This is a genomic window from Arthrobacter sp. PAMC25284, assembly GCF_019443425.1.
In the GTDB taxonomy this organism is placed as follows: domain Bacteria; phylum Actinomycetota; class Actinomycetes; order Actinomycetales; family Micrococcaceae; genus Arthrobacter; species Arthrobacter oryzae_A.
Genome location: NZ_CP080382.1, coordinates 2,397,094 through 2,422,018 on the forward strand (window position 1 = coordinate 2,397,094; position 24,925 = coordinate 2,422,018).

Consider the following 24,925-nt stretch of genomic DNA (forward strand, 5'->3'; position numbering starts at 1 on the left):
CAAGCCTAGCCGGGATGACCGTCGGACCCGATATCCGTCGCTCCGCCCCGGAACGGTTCATGCCCCGGGACGCCTTGGGCGTGCGGCGGCTGGGCGTCCAGCGGCTCTTCGAGCCGGGCATGCTTGGCTTCTGCCTGCGCCTCCCGCTCGGCCTTCTCCCGGCGGGACTCCACGGGGCCTGCCTGCTGGACCGGGCGGGATTCCTTCGAAAGCCACACCTCGCGGAAATCGCGCTTGCGGATATCCGTGAAGACGTGCGCGATTTCGGCCTGGTTCAGCGTTTCGCGTTCCAGCAATTCCAGCGCCAACTGGTCCAGGACGTCGCGGTTCTCAATCAGGATGGCGTAGGCCTCGTCGTGGGCGCCATCGATCAGCCGGCGCACTTCCTCGTCGACGATGTAGGCGATCTGGTCCGAGTAGTTCCGCTCATGGCCGGCGTCACGGCCGAGGAACGGCTCGCCGCCTCCCTGGCCGAGCCGTACCGACCCGACCCGCTCGCTCATGCCGAACTCGGTGACCATCCGCCGGGCGATCCCGGTGGCCTTCTCGATGTCGTTGGACGCCCCGGTGGACGGATCGTGGAAGACGATTTCCTCGGCGACGCGGCCGCCCATGGCGTAGGCCATCTGGTCGAGGAGTTCATTGCGGGTGATGGAGTACTTGTCGTTCTCGGGCACCACCATGGTGTAACCCAGGGCGCGGCCGCGGGGCAGGATGGTGATTTTGGTGACCGGTGCGGAATTCCGCAGTGCCGCGGCGACGAGCGCGTGCCCGCCTTCGTGGTAGGCGGTGACCTTGCGCTCGTGCTCCTTCATGACCCGGCTGCGTTTCTGCGGGCCGGCCATCACGCGGTCGATGGCTTCGTCCAGGGCCCGGTCGTCGATCAGGTTGGCGTTGGAGCGGGCGGTCAGCAGCGCCGCCTCATTGAGCACGTTGGCCAGGTCCGCGCCAGTGTAGCCGGGGGTCTTTTTGGCTACCGCCTTCAGGTCGACGCCGGGCGCCATCGGCTTGCCCTTGGCATGGACCTGCAGGATCTGGTCGCGGCCGATCAGGTCAGGGGCTTCGACGGAGATCTGCCGGTCGAAGCGGCCTGGACGCAGCAGCGCGGGATCAAGGACGTCGGGACGGTTCGTGGCCGCGATCAGGATGACGTTGGTCTTGACGTCGAAGCCGTCCATTTCAACGAGCAATTGGTTGAGCGTCTGCTCGCGCTCGTCGTTGCCGCCGCCGATCCCGGCGCCGCGGTGGCGGCCGACGGCGTCGATCTCATCCACGAAGATGATGGCCGGCGAGTTCGCCTTGGCCTGTTCGAAGAGGTCGCGGACGCGGGAGGCACCCACACCGACGAACATTTCCACGAAGTCGGATCCGGAAATCGAGAAGAACGGTACCCCGGCTTCGCCGGCCACGGCGCGGGCCAGGAGGGTCTTGCCGGTGCCCGGCGGGCCGTAGAGCAGCACGCCCTTGGGGATCTTGGCGCCGACTGCCTGGAATTTCGCCGGTTCCTGCAGGAATTCCTTGATTTCTTCGAGTTCCTCGACGGCCTCGTCGGCGCCGGCAACGTCACTGAAGGTCACCTGCGGCATGTCCTTGCTGACCAGCTTGGCCTTGGACTTGCCGAACTGCATAACCTTGGACCCGCCGCCCTGCATCCGGGAGAGCAGGAACCAGAAAAGCACGCCCAGGAGCAGCACGGGGATCAGGAGGGAAAACAGCCCGGACAGCCAGTTATTCTCGACCGGCTGGTCCGTGAAGCCGCCCGGCGGCTTGGTGTCCGTGACTGCCTTGACCACGTCCAGGGCGCGGGCATCCACGTAGTAGAACTGGACGTTCTTGCCCTTGTCCTGACCGTCGATCTTCAGGTCGTCCTTCAGGACCAGATCCACACGGTTTTCGCCGTCAAAGATCTTGGCCTGTTCGATTTGTCCGCTTTGGGCCAGCAGGGCCAGGCCCTTGTCCGTGTCGATCCGGCTGGCGCCGCCCGGTGCCAGGGTGGCAAAAGCGAGCAGGAGCATGGCGATGACGGCGACAATCCAGATGCCGGGGCCCTTGAAGAAACTCTTAGCTTTCATCTGTGCGGGGCTGGCCCCGTCCCTCCTGGTAGTGCTGCACGGCGAAGTTTCTGCGCACGTGTGGTGTTGCGTCAAGTTCTAGCTATACACCGTCGCAGGGACTCACGCACGGAGACGTACAAAAGTTCCCTGTGGGCGTAGCGTGCCGGTGGCCCGGCCGGCCCGGAGTGCCGCCGAGGGACCCCGCCGGCGGCTCGCTGAGGACTCCGCTGCCACAGACGGCTCCGGCCCGGAACGGATTGTTCCGGGCCGGAGCCGTCCGTCCGCTGGTCTTCCAGCCGGGTGTGCCTGCCGCCCTGCGTTTACTCGTAGACGTGCGGCGCCAAAGTGCCCACGAAGTCCAGGTTGCGGTACTTTTCGGCGTAGTCCAGGCCGTAGCCGACCACGAACTCGTTGGGGATGTCGTAGCCAACGTACTTTACGTCGATCTGGACCTTCAGGGCCGTGGGCTTACGGAAGGCAGTGCAGATCTCCACCGACGCCGTGCCGCGGGATTCCAGGTTGGTCTTGAGCCAGGACAGTGTCAGTCCGGAGTCGATGATGTCCTCGACGATCAGGACGTCTTTGCCCATCAGGTCGGTGTCGAGGTCCTTGAGGATGCGGACCACGCCGGAAGACTGGGTGCCGGAGCCATAGGAGGAGACCGCCATCCAGTCCATCGAAACGTGGCTGTGCAGCGCGCGGGCGAGGTCTGCCATGACCATAACGGCGCCCTTGAGGACACCCACGATCAGCAGATCGCGGCCTTCGTAGTCTTTGTCGATCTGCGCCGCGAGTTCGGTGATCCGCTGTTGAATCTGTTCCTTGGTGTAGAGAACGTGCTTGAGGTCTGCCTGGACGTCGGTTGAATCCACCAATGGCTCCTGTGTCGATGCGGGGTGCGACTAATTGCGGGGCGGTTTTTGAGGCCGGAATACCAGTTTCCCACAGCGCGCGCCTTCACGGGGAACGCCTGCCCCCGCGGTTGCCGCCTCTGCCTGCAGTTCGGCGAGCGAGAGCCGGTAGACGCTCACACCTCCCGGCAGTTCCACCGGACCGGCCGATCCCTGCCGGCGCAGGAGCGCCTCCGCCGCGAGCAACCGCCGGTAACTGGGCTGTTGACCGCCGACGGCGGCCGCGGCCTTGGCAATTACCCGGAACCGCAGCGCCGGCGCGAGTTCCCGCAGCGCATTTTCCGGGAGGCTGACCCCGGCCCCGGACCGCTCCTCGAGCCTGGCAAAGGCGTCGCCCGCCAGGTCATCGAGGAAGTCGGCGTCGTGCTGCAGGATTGCCGCGGTCCGGGCAAGGGATTCGGCGACGCCGGGACCGAGTTTTTCCTCCAGCAGCGGCAGCACCTCCACCCGGGTCCGGGAGCGCGCGTAGGCAGGGTCGGCGTTGGACGGGTCATGCCAGGGGGCCAGGTCCTCCGCGTCGCAGATGGCCAGGGTGTCGGCCCGGCGCAGTCCCAGGAAGGGCCGGAGCAGGCGCCCGCGTGCGGGCCGCATACCGGCCAGGGATCTCGTGCCGGACCCCCGGGCCAGGCCGAGCAACACCTGCTCGGCCTGGTCATCGAGGGTGTGTCCCAGCAGGATCACACCGGCGCCGGATTCCTCGGCCGCGGAATCGAGCGCCGCATGGCGGGCGTCCCGTGCCGCGGCTTCGGGGCCGATCCCGGTGGACGCGACATCAACGGCCCGCACCGTGACGGGCGAGAGCCCCAGGTCCGTGAGCTTCCGGGCCGCAACGGACGCGACCGCCGCCGAACCCGGCTGCAACTGATGATCGACCACGACTGCGCCGATGGTCACCGGATGCCCGTCAACGTGGCCCCGGCGGGCGAAATACCCGGCAGCGGCGGCGAGGGCGAGCGAATCCGGCCCGCCGCTGCACGCGACCAGGACGCGCGCCGGGTACCCTGCCTCCGCGAGCGCGTCCCCGAGCATCTTCCGCGCCGTGCCAACGACGGGCAGCAGACGTCCGGGCCGGCGTCGTCCTTGCGGGGCCGCGGGGATCCCGGCGGGAGCGGAGGCGTTTTGGCGGCCGGACACAGTGATTACAACCCCATCCGTTCAAGCCAGAGCTTCGAATCGTGGATCTCAGGTTCCGTGGGCAGATGCTCCGCGGATTCCCAGACCCGGTTGAAGCCGCTCATGCCGGCGGCAGCCACCACCTCGCGGACGAACTTCGAGCCGTCGGCGTACTGGCGCATCTTCGCATCCAGGCCCAGCAGGCTGCGGATGAACTTCTCAATCAGGCCGCGGTCCGTGCCGCGGTCGTTGAAGCGCTGCCGGATGGTCTTCACCGACGGGACGATGCCGGCGTCGACGGCGTCCATCACCACGTTGGCGTGGCCTTCGAGCAGGCTCATCAGCGCGGTGAGGCGGGAAAGCGCGGCCTTCTCCTCCGGGTCCTGCAGCAGGTCCAGGATGACGCCCCGGCCCGGCGTTGCACCGGTTGCGGTGCGGTCCTTGAGGGATTTCGCGGCCGCAGACGCCCGCTCCATCAGGGAATCAACGTTGCCGAGCAAATGGCCGCTGAGGTTCGCGATCTCGTCCAGCATGTGGTGCCGCAACCATGGTGCGGCAGCGAACTGGACCCGGTGGGTCTGCTCATGAAGGCAGACCCAGAGCCTGAAGTCCGCGGGTTCAACGTTAAGTTCACGTTCCACGGCAATGATGTTCGGTGCGACCAGCAGCAGGCGCCCGCCGGCGGGAGCTGTGGAGTCCCGGGCCAGGGCGGAGAACGGGTCATATTGGCCCAGGACCTTGCTGGAGAGGAACCCCAGGATGGCACCGAGCTGGCTGCCGGTGATGGCGCCACTGACGTTTGCGGTGCCCGGGGCGATCGCGCCGCGGCGGTCCTCAAGCATTTTGTTGATCGCAGGCTCGAGCATCACCGCGAAGCTCTGCGTGTTGGCCTTGGCCCAGGAGGCCCGGTCCACTACCAGGACCGAGGAATCACGCAGGTCGCGGGCGGCCTCGAGCCCGGTGATGTCGTGGACGTGCTGCACGGAGATGTCTGCCATGAGCCGGAGGTTTTCCACGGCGGTGGCGATCTCGGCGGCACCGAGCGTTGGCCCGGCGGGCGCCAGGCGGGCGGCTGTGGAAGCGGCAAGCTCCCAGTTGATCAAGGCCGGGGCTGATGTCTCGCGCGCAGAGGACTCCATAGGCTCCATCAGATCACAGGGTCCTGATGATCCGCCTTAAGTTCACCGCCCGGCGAACAGTCCTGTCCATGGGTCCGTGAAGAGCCGCCCTGACCGGCCGGCGGGCATGCGTTCCAGCGGCCCGCCCGGTCAGCGGCAGCCGCAGCGTGCCAGGACGGCTGCGGAGCGGTCCAGGACCGGTTTGTTGTCGGCGCCCGGGCTGAGTCCATTGCCGATAAAGGCGAAGACCAGCAACCGGCCGTCGGCGTCAACGACGTAGCCGCTGAGGGCGCTGACCGTGTTCAACGTGCCCGTCTTGGCGCGCACCAGCCCGGCACCTGCCGCGGTGTTCCCGCCCCGGAACCGCTCGCCCAGGGTCCCGGTCAGGGCCGCCACCGGGAACCCCGGAAGGGCCGCGCGCAGCCGCGCGTCCTCACCTGACGTCATGGTCCGGACCATCCCGGCGAGCTGCCGGGCCGAAACCCGGTTGGCCAGGGCCAGGCCGGAGACATCAGCGGCGTGCAGGGTATCCGTCGGAATTCCCAGGTCGGCCAGTTGCGCCAGCAGTGCCGCGATGGCGCCGTCGTTGCTCCCCGGTTTGCCCGCTGCGAGCGCCGTCATCCGGCCGATCGCCTCGGCGAGATAGTTGTCCGAAGTCCGGAGCAGCAGCTCCACCTGCTGCCCGACCGTCGCTGACTGGACTTCCGCCAGGACCCGCGCCCCGGGATCCGGATTCGGCCCGGCCCCCGGGGAGCGCACGACGCCGGGCGCCACGGACAGTCCGGCGTCCGGGGCGGCTGCCGCCTCGGCCGCGAGCCGGCCGGCGAAGGACTCGGCGGCGGCCATGGCGGGGTCCTGGGGGCGCGGGCCGGTGAGCCGGGCCGGGTCGAACCGTGCAGAGTTCAGCGCCAGGGGGTACAGCGGCGCGATCTCGCCGGCGGCCACATCGTCGGGGCTCCACGCCGCGCTCAGCGGCGGACCCGTGAAGAGGGAGTCGTCCAGCAGGACGGTGAGCTCCCCGGTGACGCCGTCGGACTGGAGGGCCCGGACGGTGGACCGGGCGAGGGTCGCCAGTCCTGCGCGGCCCAGGACCGCGCCGGGGGCGGATTCACCCGCGCCGAGCAACACGTCTCCGCCTCCGGTCAGAACGACCGAACCGGGGGTGGGGCCGGCCGCGACGCTTGTGCCGAACCGGCGCTCCGGGCCCAGCGTCCGCAGGGCCGCTCCGGCAGTGAAGATCTTCATATTTGAGGCAGGAATACGGGCCTCGTCGCCGGCGCGGTCAAAAACTACTTGTCCGGTCGCGGCATCCTGGACGATACCGGTGATTGACCCGCCGCCGTCGGCCTGGAGCGTCCCGTTCAGCAGGGCCGTCAGCGGGCCGGCGTCCGGGAGGGGCGCATCACCACTGAGCCTTCCGGCCAGGCCATGTGTTGCGCTGCCGGGCGAAGCCAGTGCCGTGGGGAGCTGCTGCCAAGGCACGGCGGTGACAGCGTCCGGGGTCCGGTCCGTGCCGCGCAGGGCCGGGGCGAGTGCGATACCCGCCGGGAAGGCCAGTGCCGCGATGATCAGGACCGGGAGCACCAGCGGGAGGTACCCTCGCAGCAGCCCCGACGTCGGGTCCGCGCCGGTCCGGCGCGCTCTGCGTTTCATACCGTTCCTGGTCCTCTGGTCCCGAAAATGTCTGCACTGGTTCCTGAAACCAGGGCCTCTCGCTATATCCTCAATAATAGTCGGCGGCACCGGCGCTGCTTTTCCGTTCGTCACGCGTGCCGCGTCCCCCTGAAGTCGTCAAGGAGCATTCCATGAAGCATGACGTGACCATCGAGATCCCCAAGGGATCCCGCGTCAAATACGAAGTCGACCATGAGACCGGCCGCGTCCGCCTGGATCGTGTCCTGTTCACCTCCATGCAGTACCCCACCCACTACGGGTACTTCGAGAACACCCTGGGCGAGGACGGCGATCCGCTGGATGCGCTGGTTCTCCTGCAGGACTTCGACCTGCACCCCGGCGTGATCGTCGAGTCCCGCCCGATCGGCGTGTTCAACATGACCGACGACGGCGGCGGCGACGCCAAGGTCCTGTGCGTCCCGGTTGACGCCCGCTTCGACCACATCCAGGAAATCTCGGATGTGAGCGAATTCCTGATCAAGGAAATCGAGCACTTCTTCACCCGTTACAAGGACCTGGAGCCCGGCAAATGGGTCAAGGCCGAGGGCTGGGGCGACCGTGCCGCCGCCGAAGCCGAGCTCGAGGCATCGATCAAGCGCTACGTGCCGACAGCTCACTGACGCTGCTTGCCTGACCGCAACGCGGGGTCATTTCTGGTCCGTCCGGTCTTCCGGAATGGGCCGGACGTGACCCCGCGTTGCTGTTTTAGGCGGGGTTCCGGGCGCCCCAGGGTCCACCCGCTGATTTCCACCGCGTCTTAGCCGAATTCGCGGGTATGGTCGCGGGCGCGCATCCGGCTGTCCTGCAGCGACTGGCGGAGCAGTGAGTGCTTCGCGGCCAGTCCCGGCACCCGGTCAATCACGTCGATGGCCAGCTGGAAGCGGTCAATCCCGTTGAGCATGGCCATGTCGAACGGAGTTGTGGTGGTGCCCTCCTCCTTGCAACCGCGAACGTGCAGGCCTGCCCGGTTGGTGCGGCGGTCCAGCCCGCGGCGGCAGTGGTGGGACGCCTCGGCGGGCCGGTACGTTGGCGTCCATCGCAACACGGCTCCGGGCCGCGAACAAGCCGGGCGGCCCAGCTGCGGCTGGCGCATTTGTTGGTAACTTACGACCCGGTAGTGTGTGATCCAGAATGTTCACGCTGACTATGAACCAGACCGACAGCCGGCGCGACGGCGACCGTGTGCCCCAACTCCTCAAGGACTTGCGGCACATTCCCGCGCGCCTGGACTTCGACCGTTCCGTTGAGGACGAAGTCCAAGGCATCCTGGACTGCCCGCAGCAGACGGTGGAGGCGGCCATGATCGCCCTGCGCAGCGGCAGCTGGTACGTCGGCATCGGTGTGGGCCCGGTCAATGAACCGCTGCCTGACCGGATCAAGGACGCCTCGGGCCACGGACTCGTGTACGCCCGGCGCGCCGTGGACCGGCTCCGCAACGGCAAGGACCGCATCCCGGTGGCGGTCGAGGGCCCCCTGGCCGACCTCGCGGCCGAGTCTGAGGCCGTCCTGCGCCTGCTCGGCCACATTGTGCACAGCCGCAGTCCTGCCGAGTGGCGTGTCCTGGACCTGCTGACCCCCGGGGTCCGCGGACAGCAGAAGGCGGTCGCCGAAGAACTCGGGATCACCACCCAGGCGGTCAGCAAGGCGGTGGCCCGGGCGCAATGGAACGAGGAGCACGCGGCGAGGCCCGCCGTGGCACGGCTCCTGGGCCTCATCCTCGACGTCCGCTAGCCCGGAGCCGCCCGCGTTACCCGCGCTTCAAGCCGAGGAACAGGGAATCCTTGACGCTTGGCCGCATCCCGGCACCTCTCACCACCGGCGGGACTGCCGGGCCGGAACCAGGCCCGCCCCTAGAGGAGGCTGCGCAGCACGTGGGCCGCGCCGTCTTCGAATACCGACTTGGTGACCTCGTCCGCGGCGGCGATCACTTCCACGGGCGCCTGGCCCATTGCCACGCCGCGGCCGGCCCAGTTCAGCATTTCGATGTCATTGCGGCCGTCGCCGACGGCGACCGTGCGGTGCGTGCCAATGTCCAGGTGACCGCGGATCCGCTCCAGCGCACTGGCTTTGGTGACCCCGGCGGCGGCAATGTCCAGCCAGGCGGTCCAGCCCACCGAGTAGGTCACCCCGTCGAGGCCGATGTGGCGGATCGCCGCGTCGAACTCCTCAGGGGTGTTCTCGGCGCTGAAGACCACGACGCGGACGGCGGTCGCGTCGAGCATGGTCTGGAAGTCGACGCCGATCGCCTCGACGCCGAAGCTGGCATCCTGGAAACGTTCGGTGGAGAGGAAATTGCCGTCCTCGTCCTCGAGCGCATACTTGGCCGTGGGAAGCTGCTGGCGCAGGGCACGGAGCGCGGGTCCGGGGTCGAAGGTGGCCTTGTGGAGGATCTCGTAGCCGTCGACGAGCCCGGAGTCGAGGCGGAGGGTCACGCCGCCGTTGCAGCAGACGGCGTAGCCGTTGTCGATGCCGATGTGCTCGATAATCGGCAGCGTGGCTTTGAGCGAGCGGCCGGTGGCGATCATCACGTGATGGCCTGCAGCCACCACTGCCTGGGCGGCCTCCCGCACCGGAACCGACATGTGACCATCGTGGTTGACGAGGGTACCGTCGACGTCCAGGGCGACCATCAGTTTGTCGTGCGTGTTTCGCCGGTCATCGTTGCCGGCGGCTGAGGTTGCAGTCAATGAAGTCATCCATCAAGTAGAGCAGACGCCCCCGGGAGCCGCCAGGACACACGCCACGGCGGGTATTAATTCGCTGTGAACATCCAGCGACGCGCAAATGACCCCTCGATACCGGTGTTCCGGCGTCGAGGGGTCATTTGCGCGTCACGGACCAACTGGGGCGTCGCAGGGCGGATCAGAGGACGGGCAGGACAGTCATTCCGCCGAGATACGGCTGCAGGGCCGCAGGGACGTTGACGGAGCCGTCCGGGTTCTGGTGGTGCTCGAGGATGGCCACGATCCAACGGGTCGTGGCGAGGGTGCCGTTGAGCGTGGCCACGGCCCGGGTGCCTTTGGACGCACCGGCCTCGTTAACGACGCGTTCGCGGATGTTGAGGCGACGGGCCTGGAACGTGGTGCAGTTCGACGTCGATGTCAGTTCCCGGTATGCGCCCTGGGTGGGGACCCAGGCTTCGCAGTCAAACTTGCGGGCCGCGGAGCTGCCCAGATCACCGGCGGCGGTATCGATCACGCGGTAGGGAAGCTCGCACTTGGCCAGCATCTCCTCTTCCCAGGCGAGCAGGCGCGCGTGTTCGGCGGCAGCCTCCTCAACGGTGGTGTAGATAAACATCTCCACCTTGTTGAATTGGTGCACGCGGATGATGCCGCGGGTGTCCTTCCCGTGCGAACCGGCCTCGCGCCGGTAGCACGAGCTCTGCCCGGCAAAGCGGATGGGGCCGCCGGAGAGGTCCAGGATCTCGTCGGCGTGATAGCCCGCGAGGGGCACCTCGGACGTTCCCACCAGGTAGAGGTCGTCTTCGGCCAGGCGGTAGATCTCAGCGTCGTGCTTGACATCGAATCCGGTGCCCTGCATCGTCTCCGGCCGGACCAGCGTGGGGGTGATCATGGGAATGAACCCGGCGTCGATGGCCTGTGCCATCGCCATTTGCAGCAGCGCCATTTCAAGCCGCGCACCGACGCCCCGAAGGAAGTAGAAACGCGAACCAGAGACCTTGGCGCCGCGCTCCATGTCAATGGCGCCGATCAGCTCGCCGATTTCCAGGTGGTCCTTCGGCTCAAAATCAGGGAACTCCCGCGGCGTGCCGACCGTCTTGACCACGATGTAGTCGTCCTCGCCGCCTGCCGGGACGCCGTCCTCGACGAGGTTGGGGATTGTTCGGAGCAGTTCCTCCTGGGCGGCCTGGGCGGTATCGGCCTCGGCAGAGGCTGCCTTGACGGACGCCGCGAGGACCTTCACCTCAGCAAGCAGGGCCTGCTTTTCCTCGCCCTTGGCTTGGGCGACCTTCTTGCCGTAGGCGTTCTGTTCCGCCCGCAGGTTTTCGAAGTTGATCAGCGCCGCACGCCGGGCGGCGTCGGCCGCGATGACCGCGTCCACCACGGATTCGTCGGCGCCGCGGGCGCGCTGGCTGGCACGGAACTTGTCCGGATTTTCGCTGAGGTCTTTTACGTCGATCACGAGACAAGAGTATCCAATCCGGCTGGTGTTGCAGGGCACCCCCTGCAACAATCAGCGGCGGGATATTGTTGGAGCACCATGCGCGACTGGCTGCTGTATCTCACCATTGCTGGACTTCTGGCTTTCGCCGTCTCCAGCTGGTGGGGCGTGCGCCGGCTGAAAGCCAAACACACCCGCAGGGCCGTCTGGGAGGAAACCCATCGCCCGGAGCCCGGGAACCAGCGGGTCGCGGTTGTAATGAACCCGATCAAGGCCAGATCAGCGGAGGCCCGGAGACTGATCGAAGCCGCGTGCGCCAGGGCCGGCTGGGAAGCACCGCGGTTCTTCGAGACAACCGCCTCGGATCCCGGATTTTCGCAGGCGCGGGCAGCCTTGGAGTCCGGGGCCGACGTCGTCCTCGTGGGCGGGGGCGACGGTACCGTCCGCGTCGTGGCCGAGGTTCTGGCCGGCACGGGGACCGCCATGGCCCTGATTCCGCTCGGCACGGGCAACCTCCTGGCCCGGAACATTCACCTGGAGGTCAACGACCTGTCGGGTAATGTTCACGCGGCACTGTTCGGGCACCAGCGCTTCATCGACTCAGCGCGGATGCGGGTCGAAAATGATCGGACCGGGGAATCCGCGGAGCATGTCTTTCTGGTCATCGCCGGAATCGGCATGGACGCGGAAGTGGTCCGGGACACCAACGACGGGCTGAAGAAAGCGGTGGGCTGGCTGGCCTACACCGAGGCCGGTGTCAGGCACCTGCCGGGCCGCCGGAAGAAAGTCTCAATTGCGCTCGATGACCTGCCGGCGCAGAGCCGCAAGATCCGCAGCGTACTCTTCGCGAACTGCGGACTGGTGCCTGGCGGGATCGACTTCATCCCCCAGGCCATGATTGATGATGGCATGCTGGACGTTGTAGTGATGAGTCCGCGGAGCGCAATCGGTTGGGTCGCCATGTCCACAAAGATTGTCTTCAAGCACAAGCGGACTTTGCCCGTTATGACCTATTACCGCTCGGGGAAGGTGACGATCCGTTGTACTGAGCCGATGCCTACCCAGATTGACGGGGATACCTCGGGCAGGGCCACGAAGGTCACTGTGCAGATTGATCCGGCGTCGCTGCTGATCCGGGTCAAGGACGGCATTGATCAGGTCTAGGTACTGGCCTGCTTTTTCGTTTCGGCGGCCTTCTTCGCCTCGGCCGCCGCTTTGGCGGCGCGGGCCTCGGACTGCTCACGGATCATGGCCTGCTCCTCTTCAAAGCGGAGCCGGTCCGCGCGGTCAGCGTCGTCGCCGTCCCAGTCCTGATTCTCAGCGGTCGGTTTGGGATTCACGATCATTCCCTGGCCGTCGTTTTCGATGCTGGTCCCTGACATGACCTGTTCCTTCCGGTAGAGGTCTTCCTCAATGGATCAGGTAAGCATACGCACAGTTTTCGGGGGGCGGAAGTGCCCGATGGGGCATTTGTCTACGATTTAGGCGAAGCCTGCGGAGTATATTCGGGCTCCGCTGATGTCGAATCAAGAATTTCATTCACCCAGGAGTGGGCCGCACGGAAGGCCCGGTCCGACGTGTGCCGTTCGACCTCCGTCCGGACGCCGTCCGCCCGGGAGTAGGAACCAAGGAACCGGGTGGCAGGGCTGATCCGGTGCAAACCGGCGAGGGCATCGGCAACCCTCGCGTCGGCCACGTGTCCGTCAGCGTCGATGCTGAAGAAGTAGTGCCCCAGGTACTGCCCGGTCGGCCGGGATTCGATCCGGCTCAGGTTCACGCCGCGGGTGGCGAACTGGTCCAGGATTTCCATCAGCGCGCCGGGCCGGTCCTCGGGCAGCGGAACCACCACCGTGGTCTTGTCCGCGCCGGTACGCTCAGGAAGTTCGCCGGGGCGGCCGACCAGCACGAACCGGGTGACTGCACCCGGGTTGTCGCCAATATTTTTGGCCAGGACGGCCAGCCCTGGCTGCTCGCCGGCCACAATTGGAGCGCAGATGGCGGCGTCGTAGTGCACGACGTCGTCGAGAAGTCCCATGGCTGCCGCAGCCGTCGACGAACCCGGGATGTATTCCGCATCGGGAATATTCTTCTCGGCCCAGAGCCTGCATTGCGCCCAGGCATGGCCGTGGGTGGAGATGCGGCGGATGTCCCCGATCCGGGTCCCCGGCCTGGCCACCAGCACGAAGCTGATCGGCACAAGTGCCTCACGGAGGATCCGCAGTTCCTGACCGGTCGCTATTGCGTCGAGGGTCGCGGTGACACCGCCCTCGACGGAGTTTTCGATCGGCACCATGGCCGCATCGACCGAGCCTTCTCGGACCCGGTCCAGTGCCGCATTCACGTTCGAGGACGGGATGCGGATGGCGTCCGCAGCGCCCGGGACCTGCATCAGGGCCGCCTCGGTGAAGGTGCCTTCGGGGCCCAGGAACGTATAGGTGACGGGTGAGGCGGGCATGGCTTTTTCCTTCTTCGGTTACAGGACGACGGGTTTGAGTCCGTTATCGGACACCAGCGGCATCCCGGTTTCAAGCCACTGGTCCATCCCGCCGGCGACGTTGACGGCGGAGTAGCCTTGGCCTACAAGCCACTGGGCGGCTCGGGTGGACCGGCCGCCGGTACGGCAGATGACATACAGATCCTCGTCGGGATCCAGCTCGTCGAGCCGGGCCGGGAGCTGGTCCAGCGGAATGTGCAGGGCCCCCTCTGCGTGGCCGGCCACCCATTCATAGTCCTCGCGGACATCCAGGATGCTGGCCCCGTCGGGAATGCCGGAGACAGTGACGGTATCGAAGTCGCTCATGGTCGCCCTTCCGCAGATGTAGAGGTTCGTCCCAGCGTATCGCCAGCCGCACCCGGAGGTCCCACCCGGCGGGCAGGTTACGCTTCTGGGGAGCGCAAAGGAGAGTCCATGGTCACACCGCGTGACATCCCGGCACACCCCGGAGGGGACATGCCCAGCGGCCCTCCGCGGACATGCCCTCCCCCCGCTGCGGCAACTGGACATAACGGCACTATGCCCATCTATGGTGCCCGGGAATGGGCATGTCCCTCGAGGGCCGCCACGGCCGGCGCGCCTCCGGAGCGGCGTTCGCGTGGCTGAGATCCACGAGCTTTCGGCAGTGCATCTGCGCGATGCTCTGCGGTCCGGGGAGCTCTCCGCCCGGCAGGCCGCGGAGCACTTCCTGGACCGGATCAACGCAGAAAACCCGCGCCTCGGCGCGTTCATTACCGTGACTGCGGACCAGGCCCTGACGGACGCCGGATTAGCCGACGACTTCCATGCGCAGCGCTCCCGCACGGGAGAGAACGCCCTGCCGCCGCTGCACGGGATGCCGGTCGCTTTCAAAGACCTCACCGACGTGGCAGGTGTTGTGACCACGCACGGCAGCGCCGCCCTGGATCACCGGCCTGCGCTGTCCGACGGCGCCCTGGCAGCAATCCTCAAAGCTGCCGGCGCCATTTCCCTGGGCAAGACCCAGGTCCCTGAATTTGGTCTGACGGCGTACAGCGAGAACCACATCGCACCGCCGTCGCGCAACCCGCATGCGTTGAGCCGCAGCTCGGGCGGGTCCTCGGGCGGCAGCGCTGCCGCGGTCGCGGCCGGATTGCTGCCCTTCGCCCCGGGTTCGGACGGCGGCGGCTCGATCCGTATTCCGGCCGCCGCGTGCGGGCTGGTGGGCCTGAAACCCGGCCGGGGGCTTGTCCCGGCCGGTGAAAGCGCCGGAGATGCGGCCGGACTGGTCGTCGCCGGGCCGCTGGCACGATCCGCGGCTGACGCGGCATTATTGCTGGACGCACTGGTCAGCGACACCAACGGCCGCGCTCCCGGCGGGTCACCCGCACCGGGCTACCTTGAGCGGGCGTCCCGTGAACCGTCCAAGTTGCGGATCGGAGTGAGCCTGGACAGCCCTTGGCAAAGAATTTTCCCGTTCACGCCGGACCGCGAAGCGCTCGATGCCCTCGCAGCCGGAGTCAAGCTGCTGGAGGCTGCCGGACACGAAACGATGGAAGCGCCGGTCAGCTATGACAACCGCTACCCGGACGCGTTCACGACGGCCTGGACTGCCGGCGTCGGGTCCGCCCGCATCGCACCCCAGCGCGAAGCACTCCTGACACCCCTGACACGCACCTTCCGGCGCCGCGCACAGCAGCGCAGCGCCTCGAAACTGAACGAGTCCCTCGCTTTCCTGCGGCAGTTCCAACGCGACACGGCCGCCCAGTACGCCGCGTGGGACCTCATGCTGATGCCGGCCCTGGCGCAGACCCCCCGGCCCGTCGGCTGGTTCACGGGGACTGGTCACGGCGACGGGTACTGGCCTGCCACCGAATGGGGCAAAGACGCCGACGGCGATTACCGGCGGCAGTGTGAGTTTGCGCCGTGGTCTTCCATGGTCAATGTGTGCGGGCTCCCTGCCGTGAGCATTCCGGTGCACTGGACCGGCGGCGCACCGGGTTCGGGCCTGCCGATGGGAATCCAGCTCATCGGGCCGATGGGATCTGAGGCGCTCTTACTGCAAGTGGCGGCGCAGCTGGGCTTCTGAACGACGGGCCGGGCCTGCCGCACCACCGGACCGGGCCTCACTACTTCATGATGTAGCCGGAGACGTCGGCGACAAGTTGCACGCTCCCGCCGGAGCTATTGGCGATCCGGATCCTGCCGTCCGGGCCGACCGGTACCACGGCCAGGTTGGGGACCGTCTGTCCGGGCGCGAAATTCACATTCGACGCATTCGGCCTGGCCGCCCCCGAGGCGAAGGCTGTCAGGAAGCCGGCGGACCTCGCCTCGGTGACGGTGAGGTTCACCACGACGGCGGACAGTGTGGCCGGCAGGCCGTTCACCCCTGCGACCTGGAGCGCCACCGAGCCACCGGCGGGGACCCGGCCGGAAGAAACCCGCGTATCCAGGAACCTCGTCGGCACCGCCAGCGCGTCCAGGGAGCCGGCCCGGGCCGGCTCCCCGGCGAGAAAATACCCTGACACGTCGGCAACGACCTGCGCGGAGCCCGACGAGGTGTTGGAGATCGTCACTTTCCCGCTGCGCCCGATCGGAACTACGACGAGATTCGGAATCGTCTGACCCGCCCCATAGTTCACGTTTGACGCGTTCGGCCTGCCCGTGCCGGTCGCATGCGCCGTCAGGAAGCCGGACGCTTTGGTCTCAGTCGCCGTGAGGTTCAGGACGACAGCGGCAGCGTTGGCTGGAACGCCCCGTGTGCCGGCCACAGTGAAAGACACTGCCCGGCCCCCGATCACTTTCCCGGACGACGTTCGCGTGTCCAGGAACCGGGTCGGGGCAATGGACTTAAACGCCCCGGGGACAGACGGTGTCCCAGCGCGAAAATACGCCGAGACGTCGGCGACCAGCTGGACGGAACCGGTCGAAGTATTGGAAAGAATCACCTTCCCGTCCGCACCCACGGGCACGACTGCCAGGTTGGGGACGGTCTGCCCGGCGGCGTAATTGACATTGGAGGCGTTGGGCTTTCCCGTTCCCGAGGCATGGGCCGTGATGAAGCCAAACGACGCCGCTTCCGTCACGGTCAGGTTGATAGCCACCGCGGCGATATCCACCGGCAGACCGTTCACTCCGGCGACTTTGAACGTGACCGACCCCCCGCCCGGAACCCGGCCGGATGACAATCTGGTATCCAGGATCCGGGTCGCCGGCACGGCCACCGTCTGTCCGGGATAGCCCGCTTGAGTGGAACCAGCACCAGCGTTACCAGTGGCTCGCCAGTAGCCGGAAAGATAGGTTTTGCCCAGATATTCGACGCCCGTCCGGGAAAAGTGTGTGATGTCGCCGGCATTCAGGCCGCCCCGCATAGCATCGGCGAATCCGGTATGGACGACCCGCGACGGGGTCTCGCGGTGGCTCCGGTCGACGTTTTTCCTGCCCGGGATGGCGTCGATTCCTTCTGGCGTCATGCCCCCCACCACAAACGGCAGCGCCGGCGCCTGCAGCCGGGACCGGAAGTGTCCGATGAGCTCATCCAGGTGCGCACTGTAGGCAGCTGTCGACATCCGAGCGTTGCCTTCGCCCTGGTGCCAGAGAATGCCTTCCAGGCTGACCGCGTAACCGGCCGCCCGGGCCGCCGCAATCCCCTCCAGGGTCTGCGCGATGGCCAGCTCCGGCAGGTCATACTCCGGAGCGGAAGCCTTTCCCACCGACCACGTCAGGGTGCCCGCGGCCGAGGCGAACACGGTGCCGCCGTGGGCGGCCGGGATGATGAGCACGCCGACGTTTTCGGGCTGGGCCTTAAGGTACTCGCGTGCAAAGGTCGTCGCAGGCGAAATGCCGCTCGGGCTGTCGTGCATGTCCAAATGGATTCTGCCCGGCCGGAGGGTGCGGTTCTTCGCGCCGAACTGGAAAATGCGCGGATCCACTTTGTCCTCGGGACCCCCGATTGGCAGGCCCCGTCCGGACATGTTCGACTGTCCCACCGCCAGGAACACGCGCAGCGCCGCGACCGGTTCCCGGGCCTGCGCTGGCATGACACCGGCGAGCAGCAGGGCGCAAACTGTCATGCTGGCCAGCAGGCCGCGCATGGCCACCCGGCGGAGCGCCTCCGCCGATCGCCGGCCCCTGCCGGGGGCGCGCCATGACCTTCCCGAACCAGCCATGTTCTCAAGTCTTAACCCGGGACCTAGGATTTTCCTTGGTGCAGCCGATTGGACCCCAATTTGGCGGGACGGCTATCGTCAGTCACAACCCAATGCTCGAAGAGAGGGATCAATGAAGATCACCGGCGCAGTTCTTGAGGAAATCGGCCGTCCGCGTCCGTTCGCGGAGTCCCGGCCCCTCAGCCTCTGCGAACTGGAGTTGGATAGTCCCGGGCCGACCGAAATCCTGGTCCGGTTGGAGGCCGCCGGAGTCTGTCATTCGGATTTGAGCGTTGTCGACGGCAACCGGCGTCGACCGGTGCCGATGCTGCTGGGCCATGAGGCGGCGGGACGCGTCGTCGAGGTCGGAGCCGAAGTTACGGATTTGCAGGCAGGGCAGCGCGTGGTCATGTCCTTCCTGCCTCGCTGTGAAGACTGCCCCAACTGTGCGGAGGACGGCCGGCTGCCCTGCACGGCCGGCACGAAGAGCAACGGGGACGGGACCTTGCTTCACGGGTCGATGCATTTGCGCCGGGACGGCGGGACGGTCTTCCACCATCTGGGAGTCTCCGGCTTTGCCACCCACGCCGTCGTGGACCGGGCCTCGGCCGTGCCGGTCGGGGACGACATTCCGGCGGACGTCGCTGCAGTGCTTGGCTGCGCCGTGCTCACCGGGGGCGGCGCCGTCCTGAACGCCGCCCGGCCCCGGCCCGAAGACAGCCTCATGGTCGTTGGCCTCGGCGGCGTCGGGATGGCGGCGCTCATCACCGCGGTCTCGCAAGGCTTGGTACGGATCATTGCGGTGGACACCGTGGCGGAAAAACTTGAGCATGCCCGCCGCTTGGGCGCCCATGAAACGTACACCCCGCAGCAACTCCTCGAGGAAGGCGTGAAGGCGAAATATGTGATCGAATGCGCCGGCAATCCCCGAGCTTTCGAAACGGCGTTCGCCGCCACCGCCGTCGGCGGCACCACCATCACGGCCGGTCTGCCGTCGCCTGATGCCCGGGCACAGATCTCACCGCTGACGATGACGGCGGAGGCCCGGACCGTCATCGGCAGCTATCTTGGCTCCGCCGTCCCCTCCCGCGACATCCCCAGGTACGCCCAGCTTTGGCGGGACGGCAAATTGCCAGTTGAGGAACTCATCACCGCGCGGATCGGGTTGGCAGACATTAACCAGGCGATGGACCATTTGGCTGACGGAAAAGCGGTCCGGCAAGTCATCATGTTCGACGACGGCGCCGGGCTGGCACCCTAACCCGGCCTGGCGGCACGGCGGGCATGCCACCGGGCCCCAACGGCGCCGCCGCCAATGTGACATTCTTTCGTCACACTGTCAGCATTAAGTAAATGAGCACAACTCATTTATCCGATCCCCCCGCGACAAAGCCGGGCGATACATCCTTTTTTGGCCACCCGAAGATGCTGGCCAGCCTGTTCTCCGTCGAGATGTGGGAACGCTTCTCGTTCTACGGAATGCAAGGCATCCTCCTGTACTACATGTACTTCTCGGCCACCAAGGGCGGTCTGGAGATCGAGCAGGGCCTCGCAGCCAGCCTCGTCGGCGCCTACGGCGGCGGCGTCTACCTCTCCACCATCCTCGGCGCCTGGCTCGCGGACCGGCTCCTCGGTTCGGAGCGGGTGCTGTTCGGCTCCGCAATCCTGATCATGGCGGGCCACATCGCACTGGCACTTGTACCCGGAGTCCCGGGCCTGATCGCCGGGCTCGTGCTGGTCGGCGTGGGCTCCGGCGGCCTCAAGGCCAACGCCACGGCCCTGGTCGGCAGTCTCTACGGCGAAAAGGACGAACGGCGCGACGCCGGATTCTCCATCTTCTATATGGGCATCAACGTCGGTGGCCTGATGGGGCCGCTGGTGACCGGCTGGCTGCAGGAGAGCCAGGGCTTCCACTGGGGCTTCGGCGCCGCCGCCGTCGGCATGGCGCTGGGCCTCGTCATCTACACGCTCGGCCGCAGGAAACTCCCCGTCGAAACCCTCCACGTTCCAAACCCGCTCCCGGCTACGGAGCGCAAGAAGTACGGCTTCATCTTCGCCGGCGTCGCCGCGGTCATCGCGCTGCTGCTCGCCACTGGAACGGTCAACGCCGGAAACCTCGCCATGGCCATGGCGTACACGGCGATCGGCGCGTCGGTCCTGTACTTCGTCCTCATTTTCAGGAGCAAGAAGGTCAACGCCACTGAGCGGGGCCGGGTCACCGCGTTCATCCCGCTTTACTTGGCCTCGGCCGCCTTCTGGGCGTTATTCCAGCAGCAGTTCACCTTCATTGCCGTCTACTCCGAAGAAAAGCTGGACCGAAACCTGTTCGGTTGGGAAATGCCGGCCGCTTGGGTCCAGTCCATCAACCCCGTCTTCATCATCATCTTCGCCGGAGTCATGGCCGCACTGTGGACCCGGCTCGGCCGCAAGCAGCCCGGCTCGGCACTGAAGTTCTCGATCGGACTTTTTGTCATGGGTCTGGCCTTCCTGGCCTTTATCCCGCTGGCCGGGGAAGGAAAGACACCGCTGCTGGCGATCGTCGGGATCCTGTTCCTGTTCACTCTCGCGGAACTGTTCCTCTCCCCCATCGGTTTGTCGGTGACCACCAAATTGGCCCCCAAGGCCTTCCACACGCAAATGGTGGCCCTGTTCTTCCTGTCCGTATCCCTGGGCACCACACTGGCAGGCATCCTCGCCGGTCTCTACAACCCTGCCGACGAACTGCCGTACTTCATCGGGATCGGCGGCACGGCGATGTTCCTGGCCGCGGGTCTGGCAGCCGCCTCACCGGCGATCAGCAAGCGCATGGGCGGCGTCCGCTAGCTGGCCTGCCCAAGGCTAACGAGCCGGGGCCGGTGCAGGCGGCAAGGCGCCGCCTGCACCGGCCCCGGCGGCGCGGAGAACCTTAGACCCTGTAGCCGCCGTATGATGCCGCAGTCATACCGAGCGCGACCAGAAGCCCGATGACCAGGACGGTGATCGCGATGCCGACGTACCCCAGTACCAGTCCGGCAATCGCCATGCCCCGTCCGGCAGGCTCCCGCCGGAGGGCCAGGTGGCCCAGGAAGACGGCGGCGAGTTGCGGGAGGATAAAGACACCGAAGCCGAGGTACACGGTGATCCCGCAGCACAGGCTGGCGATGCTCAGGCCCTTCGGCTCCGGCGGTAAAGGGTAGTAGACCGGCTGGCCATAAGCGTTGTAGGGGCTGCCCCGTTGCCCGTAGGGCGGCTGCCCGTAATCCGGCGCCCCGTAGGACTGCCCGGGTGCAGCCGGCGGCGTACCGTACGGCCACGGCGGCTGGCCGTAATCCGGCGCATCTGACTGCCGGTGCGGCGGTGGCTGGTAGGACGGCGGCTGCTGGCCCTTCGGCGCCCCGTCGTTGCCCGGCGTCGGTTGATCTGTCATGAAATCCCCTCTGGTGTCCCTGCCTCAAGACTACCGCCGGACGGATCCGCTGGTCAGGACTTTGTTACGCGCTGACGAGCGGATTCGACCAAAGCGTAGGGCGGTCTGTCGTCGTCTGGCATGCTGGAGCAATGGCTAGCCGCGCGGGCACAGTTGCCCAACCCCAAGACCTTGTTGACCTCACTGCGCTTCTGGACGCGTACTACGACGTTTCGCCCGATTTGGGTGACCCCGGCCAGAGGGTTGCCTTCGGCACCTCGGGCCACCGGGGCTCGAGCCTGAAGGCGTCCTTCAACGAACCCCATATCCTGGCTATCACGCAGGCGATCGTCGAATACCGTGCAGGCCAGGGCATCACCGGCCCCCTCTACCTCGCCAAGGATACCCACGCACTGAGCGAACCGGCGCAGAATTCCGCGCTCGAGGTCCTCGCAGCGAACGGCGTGCACGTGCTCATCGATGCCCGTCACGGTTACACGCCCACTCCGTCACTGAGCCACGCTATCCTCACCCACAACCGCAACGCACCGGCCGGGGCGCCGCAGGCCGACGGCATCGTGGTCACCCCAAGCCACAACCCCCCTGGCGACGGCGGCTTCAAGTACAACCCCCCGCACGGCGGCCCCGCCGATTCCGATGCCACCGGCTGGATCGCCAACCGCGCCAACGAACTGCTCGAAAACGGCATGCGTGGCGTCAAGCGGATCCCCCTGGCCGAGGCCAACAATGCTGCGACTACCGGGAAGTTCGATTTCCTGAGCAGCTACGTCGATGACCTGCCCTCGGTCCTGGATCTGAACGCCATCCGCGACGCCGGAGTCCGGATCGGGGCCGACCCCATGGGCGGGGCTTCCGTGGACTATTGGGGCGAGATTGGCGAACGCCACCATCTCGACCTCACCGTCGTGAACCCCACCGTCGACCCGCAGTGGGCATTCATGACCCTCGACTGGGACGAGAAGATCCGGATGGACTGCTCCTCGCCGTCGGCGATGGCATCCTTGATTAACCGGATGTCAGAGGGTGCCAGCTTCGATATAGCCACCGGAAACGACGCCGACGCCGACCGTCACGGCATCGTCACACCGTTTGTTGATGGACAGGGTGGCCTGATGAACCCGAACCACTACCTCGCCGTCGCGATCGACTATCTCTACCGGAACCGCACCGGCTGGAACCCGCAGTCCGTGATCGGCAAGACCCTCGTGTCCTCCTCGATCATTGACCGCGTGGCGGAGAGCCTCGGCCGCAAACTCGTGGAAGTTCCAGTCGGTTTCAAGTGGTTCGTTCCGGGTCTGCTGTCCGGCGACGGCGCCTTCGGCGGCGAGGAGTCCGCCGGCGCCTCCTTCAACAGGATGGACGGCAGCGTCTGGACCACCGACAAGGACGGCATCCTGCTGGCCCTGCTGGCTTCGGAGATCACCGCCGTGACCGGAAAGTCGCCGTCGCAGCTGTATAAGGGGCTCACAGACCAGTTCGGCGACCCGGTTTATGCCCGGATCGATGCCGCGGCCTCCCGCGAGCAGAAGGCCGCCCTGGGCAAGCTCTCGCCTGCGGACGTCACCGCGACCGAACTGGCCGGCGAAACCATCACGGCCAAGCTGACGGAGGCGCCCGGAAACGGCGCGTCCATCGGCGGCCTCAAGGTGGTCACGGAAAACGCCTGGTTTGCGGCCAGGCCGTCCGGAACCGAGGACGTCTACAAGATCTACGCCGAGTCCTTCAAGGGCGCGGAGCACCTCAAGCAGGTCCAGGCTGAGGCCAAAGCTCTCGTGGACGGCGTTATCTCCTAGCCGGCGGTCGACTGGACCCGGGCAGATCAGGGCGTACTACGTCCCCGCGTTCGCCCTGATCTGTCCGAACACCCGGACTCCCCCGGCACTTCCGGGTGATGGACCCACCGCTCAGGCTGTTCGTTTGCCGTCAGGCGGATTTGTCTTCCAGGCTCGTGGCCAGCACGGAGCGGTTCCGGCCTAGCGACTTGGCCCGGTAGAGGGCCTCATCGGCAGAGGTAACCAGCTCTTGCAGATCAACGCGCCCGGCTGGAACTGCCGCGATCCCGTAGCTCACTGTAGGCAGGCGGGGAATCACGCCGGATTTTTCCATCATCATCCGTCGGCTGATGTCTGCGGCGATGCCGCTGGCTGTTTCCGGGGTCACCCCGGGGAGCAGAATGATGAATTCCTCTCCGCCGTAGCGCCCCACAAGGTCGGTGGAGCGAACAACCGAAGTGCAGGCCGCCGCGAAGGCCTGCAGGGCCGTGTCACCGGCTGCGTGGCCAAATTCGTCGTTGATCGATTTGAAGTGGTCGAGGTCCGCGAGGATCAGGGAGGAACTGGTTCGGGTCCACTTCAGACGGCGAAGTTCATCCTCGGCGAGGCTCACGAATGCGGTGCGGTTCAGCAGTCCCGTCAGTCCGTCGACGGTGGCGCGGGCGCGGAGGTCCTGGGTTTGCTGTTCATGGCTCAAGTCCGTCATGGCGAAGGAGGCCATGACCAGCAGAAGGGTGGACAGGAGGGTTGTGGGCACCGAGCCAAAGACGGCCAGGAACACCGGACCTTCGGGGCCGTCAGCGAGGAAGGCGATGACCCGTCCAATGTAGAAGAGTGACAGCACTCCCGCTGACAGTGCCAATACGCGGTGCACACGCGAGTAATCCCGGTCCAGCACGAGCAGTTCCCGGCAGCCCAGACCGATCAGCGCCCCCATGAAAAACAGGTAGGCGGGACCGCCGGACCAGATATTGGTGGCCGGATTATCCAGCACCGACGCTACGGCCGTAATGGCCGGGCCCACAGCCAGTTGCCAGGCCTTCGGCACGGGGGCCCGTAGCGACCGCGCACCGGCCCAGACGCTGGCTGCCCCGCCCACGAGGGCGACATTTCCGAAGGGGTTCGCCCACACTTGGTAAACGGTGCCGTCCAGAAGATACGCTGCGTTTCCGACGAAGAACAGCAGCAGCGCGCTGCTCCACCAGCCGCTGTAAGCGGACCGGGTCCGCCGGTAAGTGATGAAGTAGAACAGCAGCAGCAGAGTCACGTCGACGACGGCCAACGCGACCCGCAGTGTCAAAGTGTCCAACAGCATGAGCTGGCTCCCGGTCCTCGATCAGGGGCTCACATGGATCGACCCGGATTCGTATTCCCAAGTATCACACCCGCCCCACGAAAAGATGATCAGCGCTGTGGATATGTCGGTCTGGGATCCGTCCGCTGCGTGGGGTGCTGCTGTCTTCGGGCGGGTCAGGCAGTCCAGAGACGGAGGATCCGCCGCGTGGCGTGGGTGCCGCCGGGCGCCATGTCCACCAGGGCGATCCGGTCCAGCGCAACGACGTCACCCTGCCGGGGCCGCTTCCCGCCGTGGTGTGAAATGTGCGGGCGGTATCCGGCCAGGGTGTATCCGGGGGTGGAAATTCTTCCCGGCAGCTCCGTCACGATCCGGACCAGGTCGTTGTGCAGGGCCTGCAGCTGCGGGTTACGGTCAATCAGGCTGACCAGAATGGACCCGGCCCTGCCGAAGCGGGCATCGCCGCCAACGGTAACCCGGACGCCCAGCGCAGCCGCAACCGGTTCCGCCATCAGCCCCGCGACGTTGTCGGCGGCGGCGACGTCGAATTTCACCACGGTGATATGCAGCGGCCAGTTCTCACGCGGGAACTCAAGCCCCTCGGCGACGGGCTCGACGAACACCACCACAATCAGGTTCCGCATGCGCCCAGTCTGGCACGGACCGGCTGGCACGGACTGGCGCCAATGGCCAACGGCCCTGTCTCAACAGTGCGGGTGCGGACTAAAATGGGAAGTGGCCCCGGATGCAGGCCATGCGCTGAACCGCAGAAATGCGTCCCGCGTGCCTCCGGCCTGTCCCCCATGGTGCTGGAGGCACCTCCGCGTCATTTCGCCGGAGAACGCGGCCAACGACGGCATG

General features: G+C 66.7%; 21 protein-coding genes and 1 pseudogene. 7 read left to right on the forward strand and 15 right to left on the reverse strand.

Translation table 11 applies throughout. The features are described 5' to 3' along the window. Nucleotides 1-5: 5 nt before the first annotated feature. The 5 genes from ftsH to dacB form a co-directional block, all read right to left on the reverse strand. Nucleotides 6-2,072 (reverse strand): ATP-dependent zinc metalloprotease FtsH, encoded by a 2,067-nt coding sequence (gene ftsH / locus KY499_RS11110; protein WP_123253599.1) that lies wholly within the window; start codon nt 2,070-2,072, stop codon nt 6-8. Between the two features lie 302 nt (nt 2,073-2,374). Next, nucleotides 2,375-2,926: a hypoxanthine phosphoribosyltransferase gene (hpt, locus tag KY499_RS11115; protein WP_123253598.1), complete on the reverse strand. Its 552-nt coding sequence runs from the start codon at nt 2,924-2,926 to the stop codon at nt 2,375-2,377. Between the two features lie 30 nt (nt 2,927-2,956). After that, nucleotides 2,957-3,994, reverse strand: coding sequence for a tRNA lysidine(34) synthetase TilS (gene tilS, locus KY499_RS11120; protein WP_123253625.1), 1,038 nt, complete (start codon nt 3,992-3,994; stop codon nt 2,957-2,959). Nucleotides 3,995-4,104: 110 nt separating this feature from the next. Then, nucleotides 4,105-5,217: a zinc-dependent metalloprotease gene (locus KY499_RS11125; protein WP_219885405.1), complete on the reverse strand. Its 1,113-nt coding sequence runs from the start codon at nt 5,215-5,217 to the stop codon at nt 4,105-4,107. A 129-nt stretch (nt 5,218-5,346) separates the two neighbouring features. Next, on the reverse strand, nt 5,347-6,849 hold the full coding sequence (dacB, locus tag KY499_RS11130) for a D-alanyl-D-alanine carboxypeptidase/D-alanyl-D-alanine-endopeptidase (protein WP_219885406.1): 1,503 nt from the start codon (nt 6,847-6,849) through the stop codon (nt 5,347-5,349). A 152-nt stretch (nt 6,850-7,001) separates the two neighbouring features. Here dacB and KY499_RS11135 point away from each other — a divergent pair, with 152 nt between their 5' ends. After that, on the forward strand, nt 7,002-7,490 hold the full coding sequence (locus KY499_RS11135) for an inorganic diphosphatase (protein WP_123253595.1): 489 nt from the start codon (nt 7,002-7,004) through the stop codon (nt 7,488-7,490). A gap of 137 nt (nt 7,491-7,627) precedes the next feature. Here the strand turns inward: KY499_RS11135 and KY499_RS11140 are convergent. Next, a pseudogene (locus KY499_RS11140) lies at nt 7,628-7,849 on the reverse strand (hypothetical protein); the annotation flags it as partial. 152 nt (nt 7,850-8,001) lie between these two features. On the opposite strand from KY499_RS11140, the gene KY499_RS11145 reads away from it, so the two are divergent. Further along, on the forward strand, nt 8,002-8,601 hold the full coding sequence (locus tag KY499_RS11145) for a MarR family transcriptional regulator (protein WP_123253594.1): 600 nt from the start codon (nt 8,002-8,004) through the stop codon (nt 8,599-8,601). A 119-nt stretch (nt 8,602-8,720) separates the two neighbouring features. On the opposite strand, the gene KY499_RS11150 is transcribed toward KY499_RS11145, so the two are convergent. Both KY499_RS11150 and serS read right to left on the reverse strand, forming a co-directional pair. Continuing rightward, a complete protein-coding gene (locus KY499_RS11150) occupies nt 8,721-9,566 on the reverse strand; it encodes an HAD family hydrolase (RefSeq protein WP_123253593.1) in 846 nt (281 codons plus the stop codon). A gap of 166 nt (nt 9,567-9,732) precedes the next feature. Further along, the gene (gene serS / locus KY499_RS11155; protein WP_123253592.1) at nt 9,733-11,013 is read right to left on the reverse strand and encodes a serine--tRNA ligase; all 1,281 of its coding nucleotides are present in this window, start codon (nt 11,011-11,013) and stop codon (nt 9,733-9,735) included. Nucleotides 11,014-11,091: 78 nt separating this feature from the next. Here serS and KY499_RS11160 point away from each other — a divergent pair, with 78 nt between their 5' ends. After that, the gene (locus KY499_RS11160; RefSeq protein ID WP_219885407.1) at nt 11,092-12,156 is read left to right on the forward strand and encodes a diacylglycerol kinase family protein; all 1,065 of its coding nucleotides are present in this window, start codon (nt 11,092-11,094) and stop codon (nt 12,154-12,156) included. Here KY499_RS11160 and KY499_RS11165 read toward each other — a convergent pair. From KY499_RS11165 to KY499_RS11175, 3 genes are all read right to left on the reverse strand, one after another. Next, nucleotides 12,153-12,374, reverse strand: coding sequence for a hypothetical protein (locus KY499_RS11165; RefSeq protein WP_123253590.1), 222 nt, complete (start codon nt 12,372-12,374; stop codon nt 12,153-12,155). The two genes, KY499_RS11160 and KY499_RS11165, sit on opposite strands and share 4 nt — an antisense overlap. 92 nt (nt 12,375-12,466) lie before the next feature. Then, entirely contained in the window at nt 12,467-13,447 is a 981-nt protein-coding gene (gene pheA / locus KY499_RS11170; RefSeq protein ID WP_123253589.1) for a prephenate dehydratase, read from the reverse strand. Between the two features lie 18 nt (nt 13,448-13,465). Continuing rightward, complete coding sequence (locus KY499_RS11175; RefSeq protein ID WP_123253588.1) at nt 13,466-13,792, reverse strand: rhodanese-like domain-containing protein; 327 nt, start codon at nt 13,790-13,792, stop codon at nt 13,466-13,468. A gap of 292 nt (nt 13,793-14,084) precedes the next feature. Here KY499_RS11175 and KY499_RS11180 point away from each other — a divergent pair, with 292 nt between their 5' ends. Continuing rightward, on the forward strand, nt 14,085-15,533 hold the full coding sequence (locus KY499_RS11180) for an amidase (protein WP_123253587.1): 1,449 nt from the start codon (nt 14,085-14,087) through the stop codon (nt 15,531-15,533). A gap of 40 nt (nt 15,534-15,573) precedes the next feature. On the opposite strand, the gene KY499_RS11185 is transcribed toward KY499_RS11180, so the two are convergent. Then, nucleotides 15,574-17,613: a sialate O-acetylesterase gene (locus tag KY499_RS11185; protein WP_219885408.1), complete on the reverse strand. Its 2,040-nt coding sequence runs from the start codon at nt 17,611-17,613 to the stop codon at nt 15,574-15,576. Between the two features lie 112 nt (nt 17,614-17,725). Here KY499_RS11185 and KY499_RS11190 point away from each other — a divergent pair, with 112 nt between their 5' ends. Continuing rightward, on the forward strand, nt 17,726-18,853 hold the full coding sequence (locus KY499_RS11190) for an alcohol dehydrogenase catalytic domain-containing protein (protein WP_123253585.1): 1,128 nt from the start codon (nt 17,726-17,728) through the stop codon (nt 18,851-18,853). Nucleotides 18,854-18,945: 92 nt separating this feature from the next. Continuing rightward, nucleotides 18,946-20,415 carry a peptide MFS transporter gene (locus KY499_RS11195; RefSeq protein WP_123253584.1) on the forward strand — a complete coding sequence of 490 codons (1,470 nt, stop codon included), beginning with the start codon at nt 18,946-18,948 and terminating at the stop codon, nt 20,413-20,415. An 82-nt stretch (nt 20,416-20,497) separates the two neighbouring features. Here the strand turns inward: KY499_RS11195 and KY499_RS11200 are convergent, their stop codons facing one another. Next, a complete protein-coding gene (locus KY499_RS11200) occupies nt 20,498-20,998 on the reverse strand; it encodes a DUF4190 domain-containing protein (protein WP_219885409.1) in 501 nt (166 codons plus the stop codon). Between the two features lie 131 nt (nt 20,999-21,129). On the opposite strand from KY499_RS11200, the gene pgm reads away from it, so the two are divergent. Further along, nucleotides 21,130-22,791 (forward strand): phosphoglucomutase (alpha-D-glucose-1,6-bisphosphate-dependent), encoded by a 1,662-nt coding sequence (gene pgm / locus KY499_RS11205; RefSeq protein ID WP_219885410.1) that lies wholly within the window; start codon nt 21,130-21,132, stop codon nt 22,789-22,791. 130 nt (nt 22,792-22,921) lie between these two features. Here pgm and KY499_RS11210 read toward each other — a convergent pair whose 3' ends face one another. Then, nucleotides 22,922-24,085, reverse strand: coding sequence for a GGDEF domain-containing protein (locus KY499_RS11210; protein WP_219885411.1), 1,164 nt, complete (start codon nt 24,083-24,085; stop codon nt 22,922-22,924). Nucleotides 24,086-24,240: 155 nt separating this feature from the next. Beyond that, the gene (locus KY499_RS11215; protein ID WP_219885412.1) at nt 24,241-24,708 is read right to left on the reverse strand and encodes a 2'-5' RNA ligase family protein; all 468 of its coding nucleotides are present in this window, start codon (nt 24,706-24,708) and stop codon (nt 24,241-24,243) included. Nucleotides 24,709-24,925: the final 217 nt, after the last annotated feature.

What these genes read in the sequence shown, in the direction of transcription:
- ftsH (WP_123253599.1), bottom strand. Translation starts at nt 2,072, where the DNA reads ATGAAAGCTAAGAGTTTCTTCAAGGGCCCCGGCATCTGGATTGTCGCC.
- tilS (WP_123253625.1), bottom strand. Translation starts at nt 3,994, where the DNA reads ATGCTCGGGGACGCGCTCGCGGAGGCAGGGTACCCGGCGCGCGTCCTG.
- KY499_RS11125 (WP_219885405.1), bottom strand. Translation starts at nt 5,217, where the DNA reads ATGGAGTCCTCTGCGCGCGAGACATCAGCCCCGGCCTTGATCAACTGG.
- dacB (WP_219885406.1), bottom strand. Translation starts at nt 6,849, where the DNA reads ATGAAACGCAGAGCGCGCCGGACCGGCGCGGACCCGACGTCGGGGCTG.
- KY499_RS11135 (WP_123253595.1), top strand. Translation starts at nt 7,002, where the DNA reads ATGAAGCATGACGTGACCATCGAGATCCCCAAGGGATCCCGCGTCAAA.
- KY499_RS11145 (WP_123253594.1), top strand. Translation starts at nt 8,002, where the DNA reads ATGTTCACGCTGACTATGAACCAGACCGACAGCCGGCGCGACGGCGAC.
- KY499_RS11150 (WP_123253593.1), bottom strand. Translation starts at nt 9,566, where the DNA reads ATGACTTCATTGACTGCAACCTCAGCCGCCGGCAACGATGACCGGCGA.
- KY499_RS11160 (WP_219885407.1), top strand. Translation starts at nt 11,092, where the DNA reads ATGCGCGACTGGCTGCTGTATCTCACCATTGCTGGACTTCTGGCTTTC.
- KY499_RS11165 (WP_123253590.1), bottom strand. Translation starts at nt 12,374, where the DNA reads ATGTCAGGGACCAGCATCGAAAACGACGGCCAGGGAATGATCGTGAAT.
- pheA (WP_123253589.1), bottom strand. Translation starts at nt 13,447, where the DNA reads ATGCCCGCCTCACCCGTCACCTATACGTTCCTGGGCCCCGAAGGCACC.
- KY499_RS11175 (WP_123253588.1), bottom strand. Translation starts at nt 13,792, where the DNA reads ATGAGCGACTTCGATACCGTCACTGTCTCCGGCATTCCCGACGGGGCC.
- KY499_RS11185 (WP_219885408.1), bottom strand. Translation starts at nt 17,613, where the DNA reads ATGGCTGGTTCGGGAAGGTCATGGCGCGCCCCCGGCAGGGGCCGGCGA.
- KY499_RS11190 (WP_123253585.1), top strand. Translation starts at nt 17,726, where the DNA reads ATGAAGATCACCGGCGCAGTTCTTGAGGAAATCGGCCGTCCGCGTCCG.
- KY499_RS11195 (WP_123253584.1), top strand. Translation starts at nt 18,946, where the DNA reads ATGAGCACAACTCATTTATCCGATCCCCCCGCGACAAAGCCGGGCGAT.
- KY499_RS11200 (WP_219885409.1), bottom strand. Translation starts at nt 20,998, where the DNA reads ATGACAGATCAACCGACGCCGGGCAACGACGGGGCGCCGAAGGGCCAG.
- pgm (WP_219885410.1), top strand. Translation starts at nt 21,130, where the DNA reads ATGGCTAGCCGCGCGGGCACAGTTGCCCAACCCCAAGACCTTGTTGAC.
- KY499_RS11210 (WP_219885411.1), bottom strand. Translation starts at nt 24,085, where the DNA reads ATGCTGTTGGACACTTTGACACTGCGGGTCGCGTTGGCCGTCGTCGAC.
- KY499_RS11215 (WP_219885412.1), bottom strand. Translation starts at nt 24,708, where the DNA reads ATGCGGAACCTGATTGTGGTGGTGTTCGTCGAGCCCGTCGCCGAGGGG.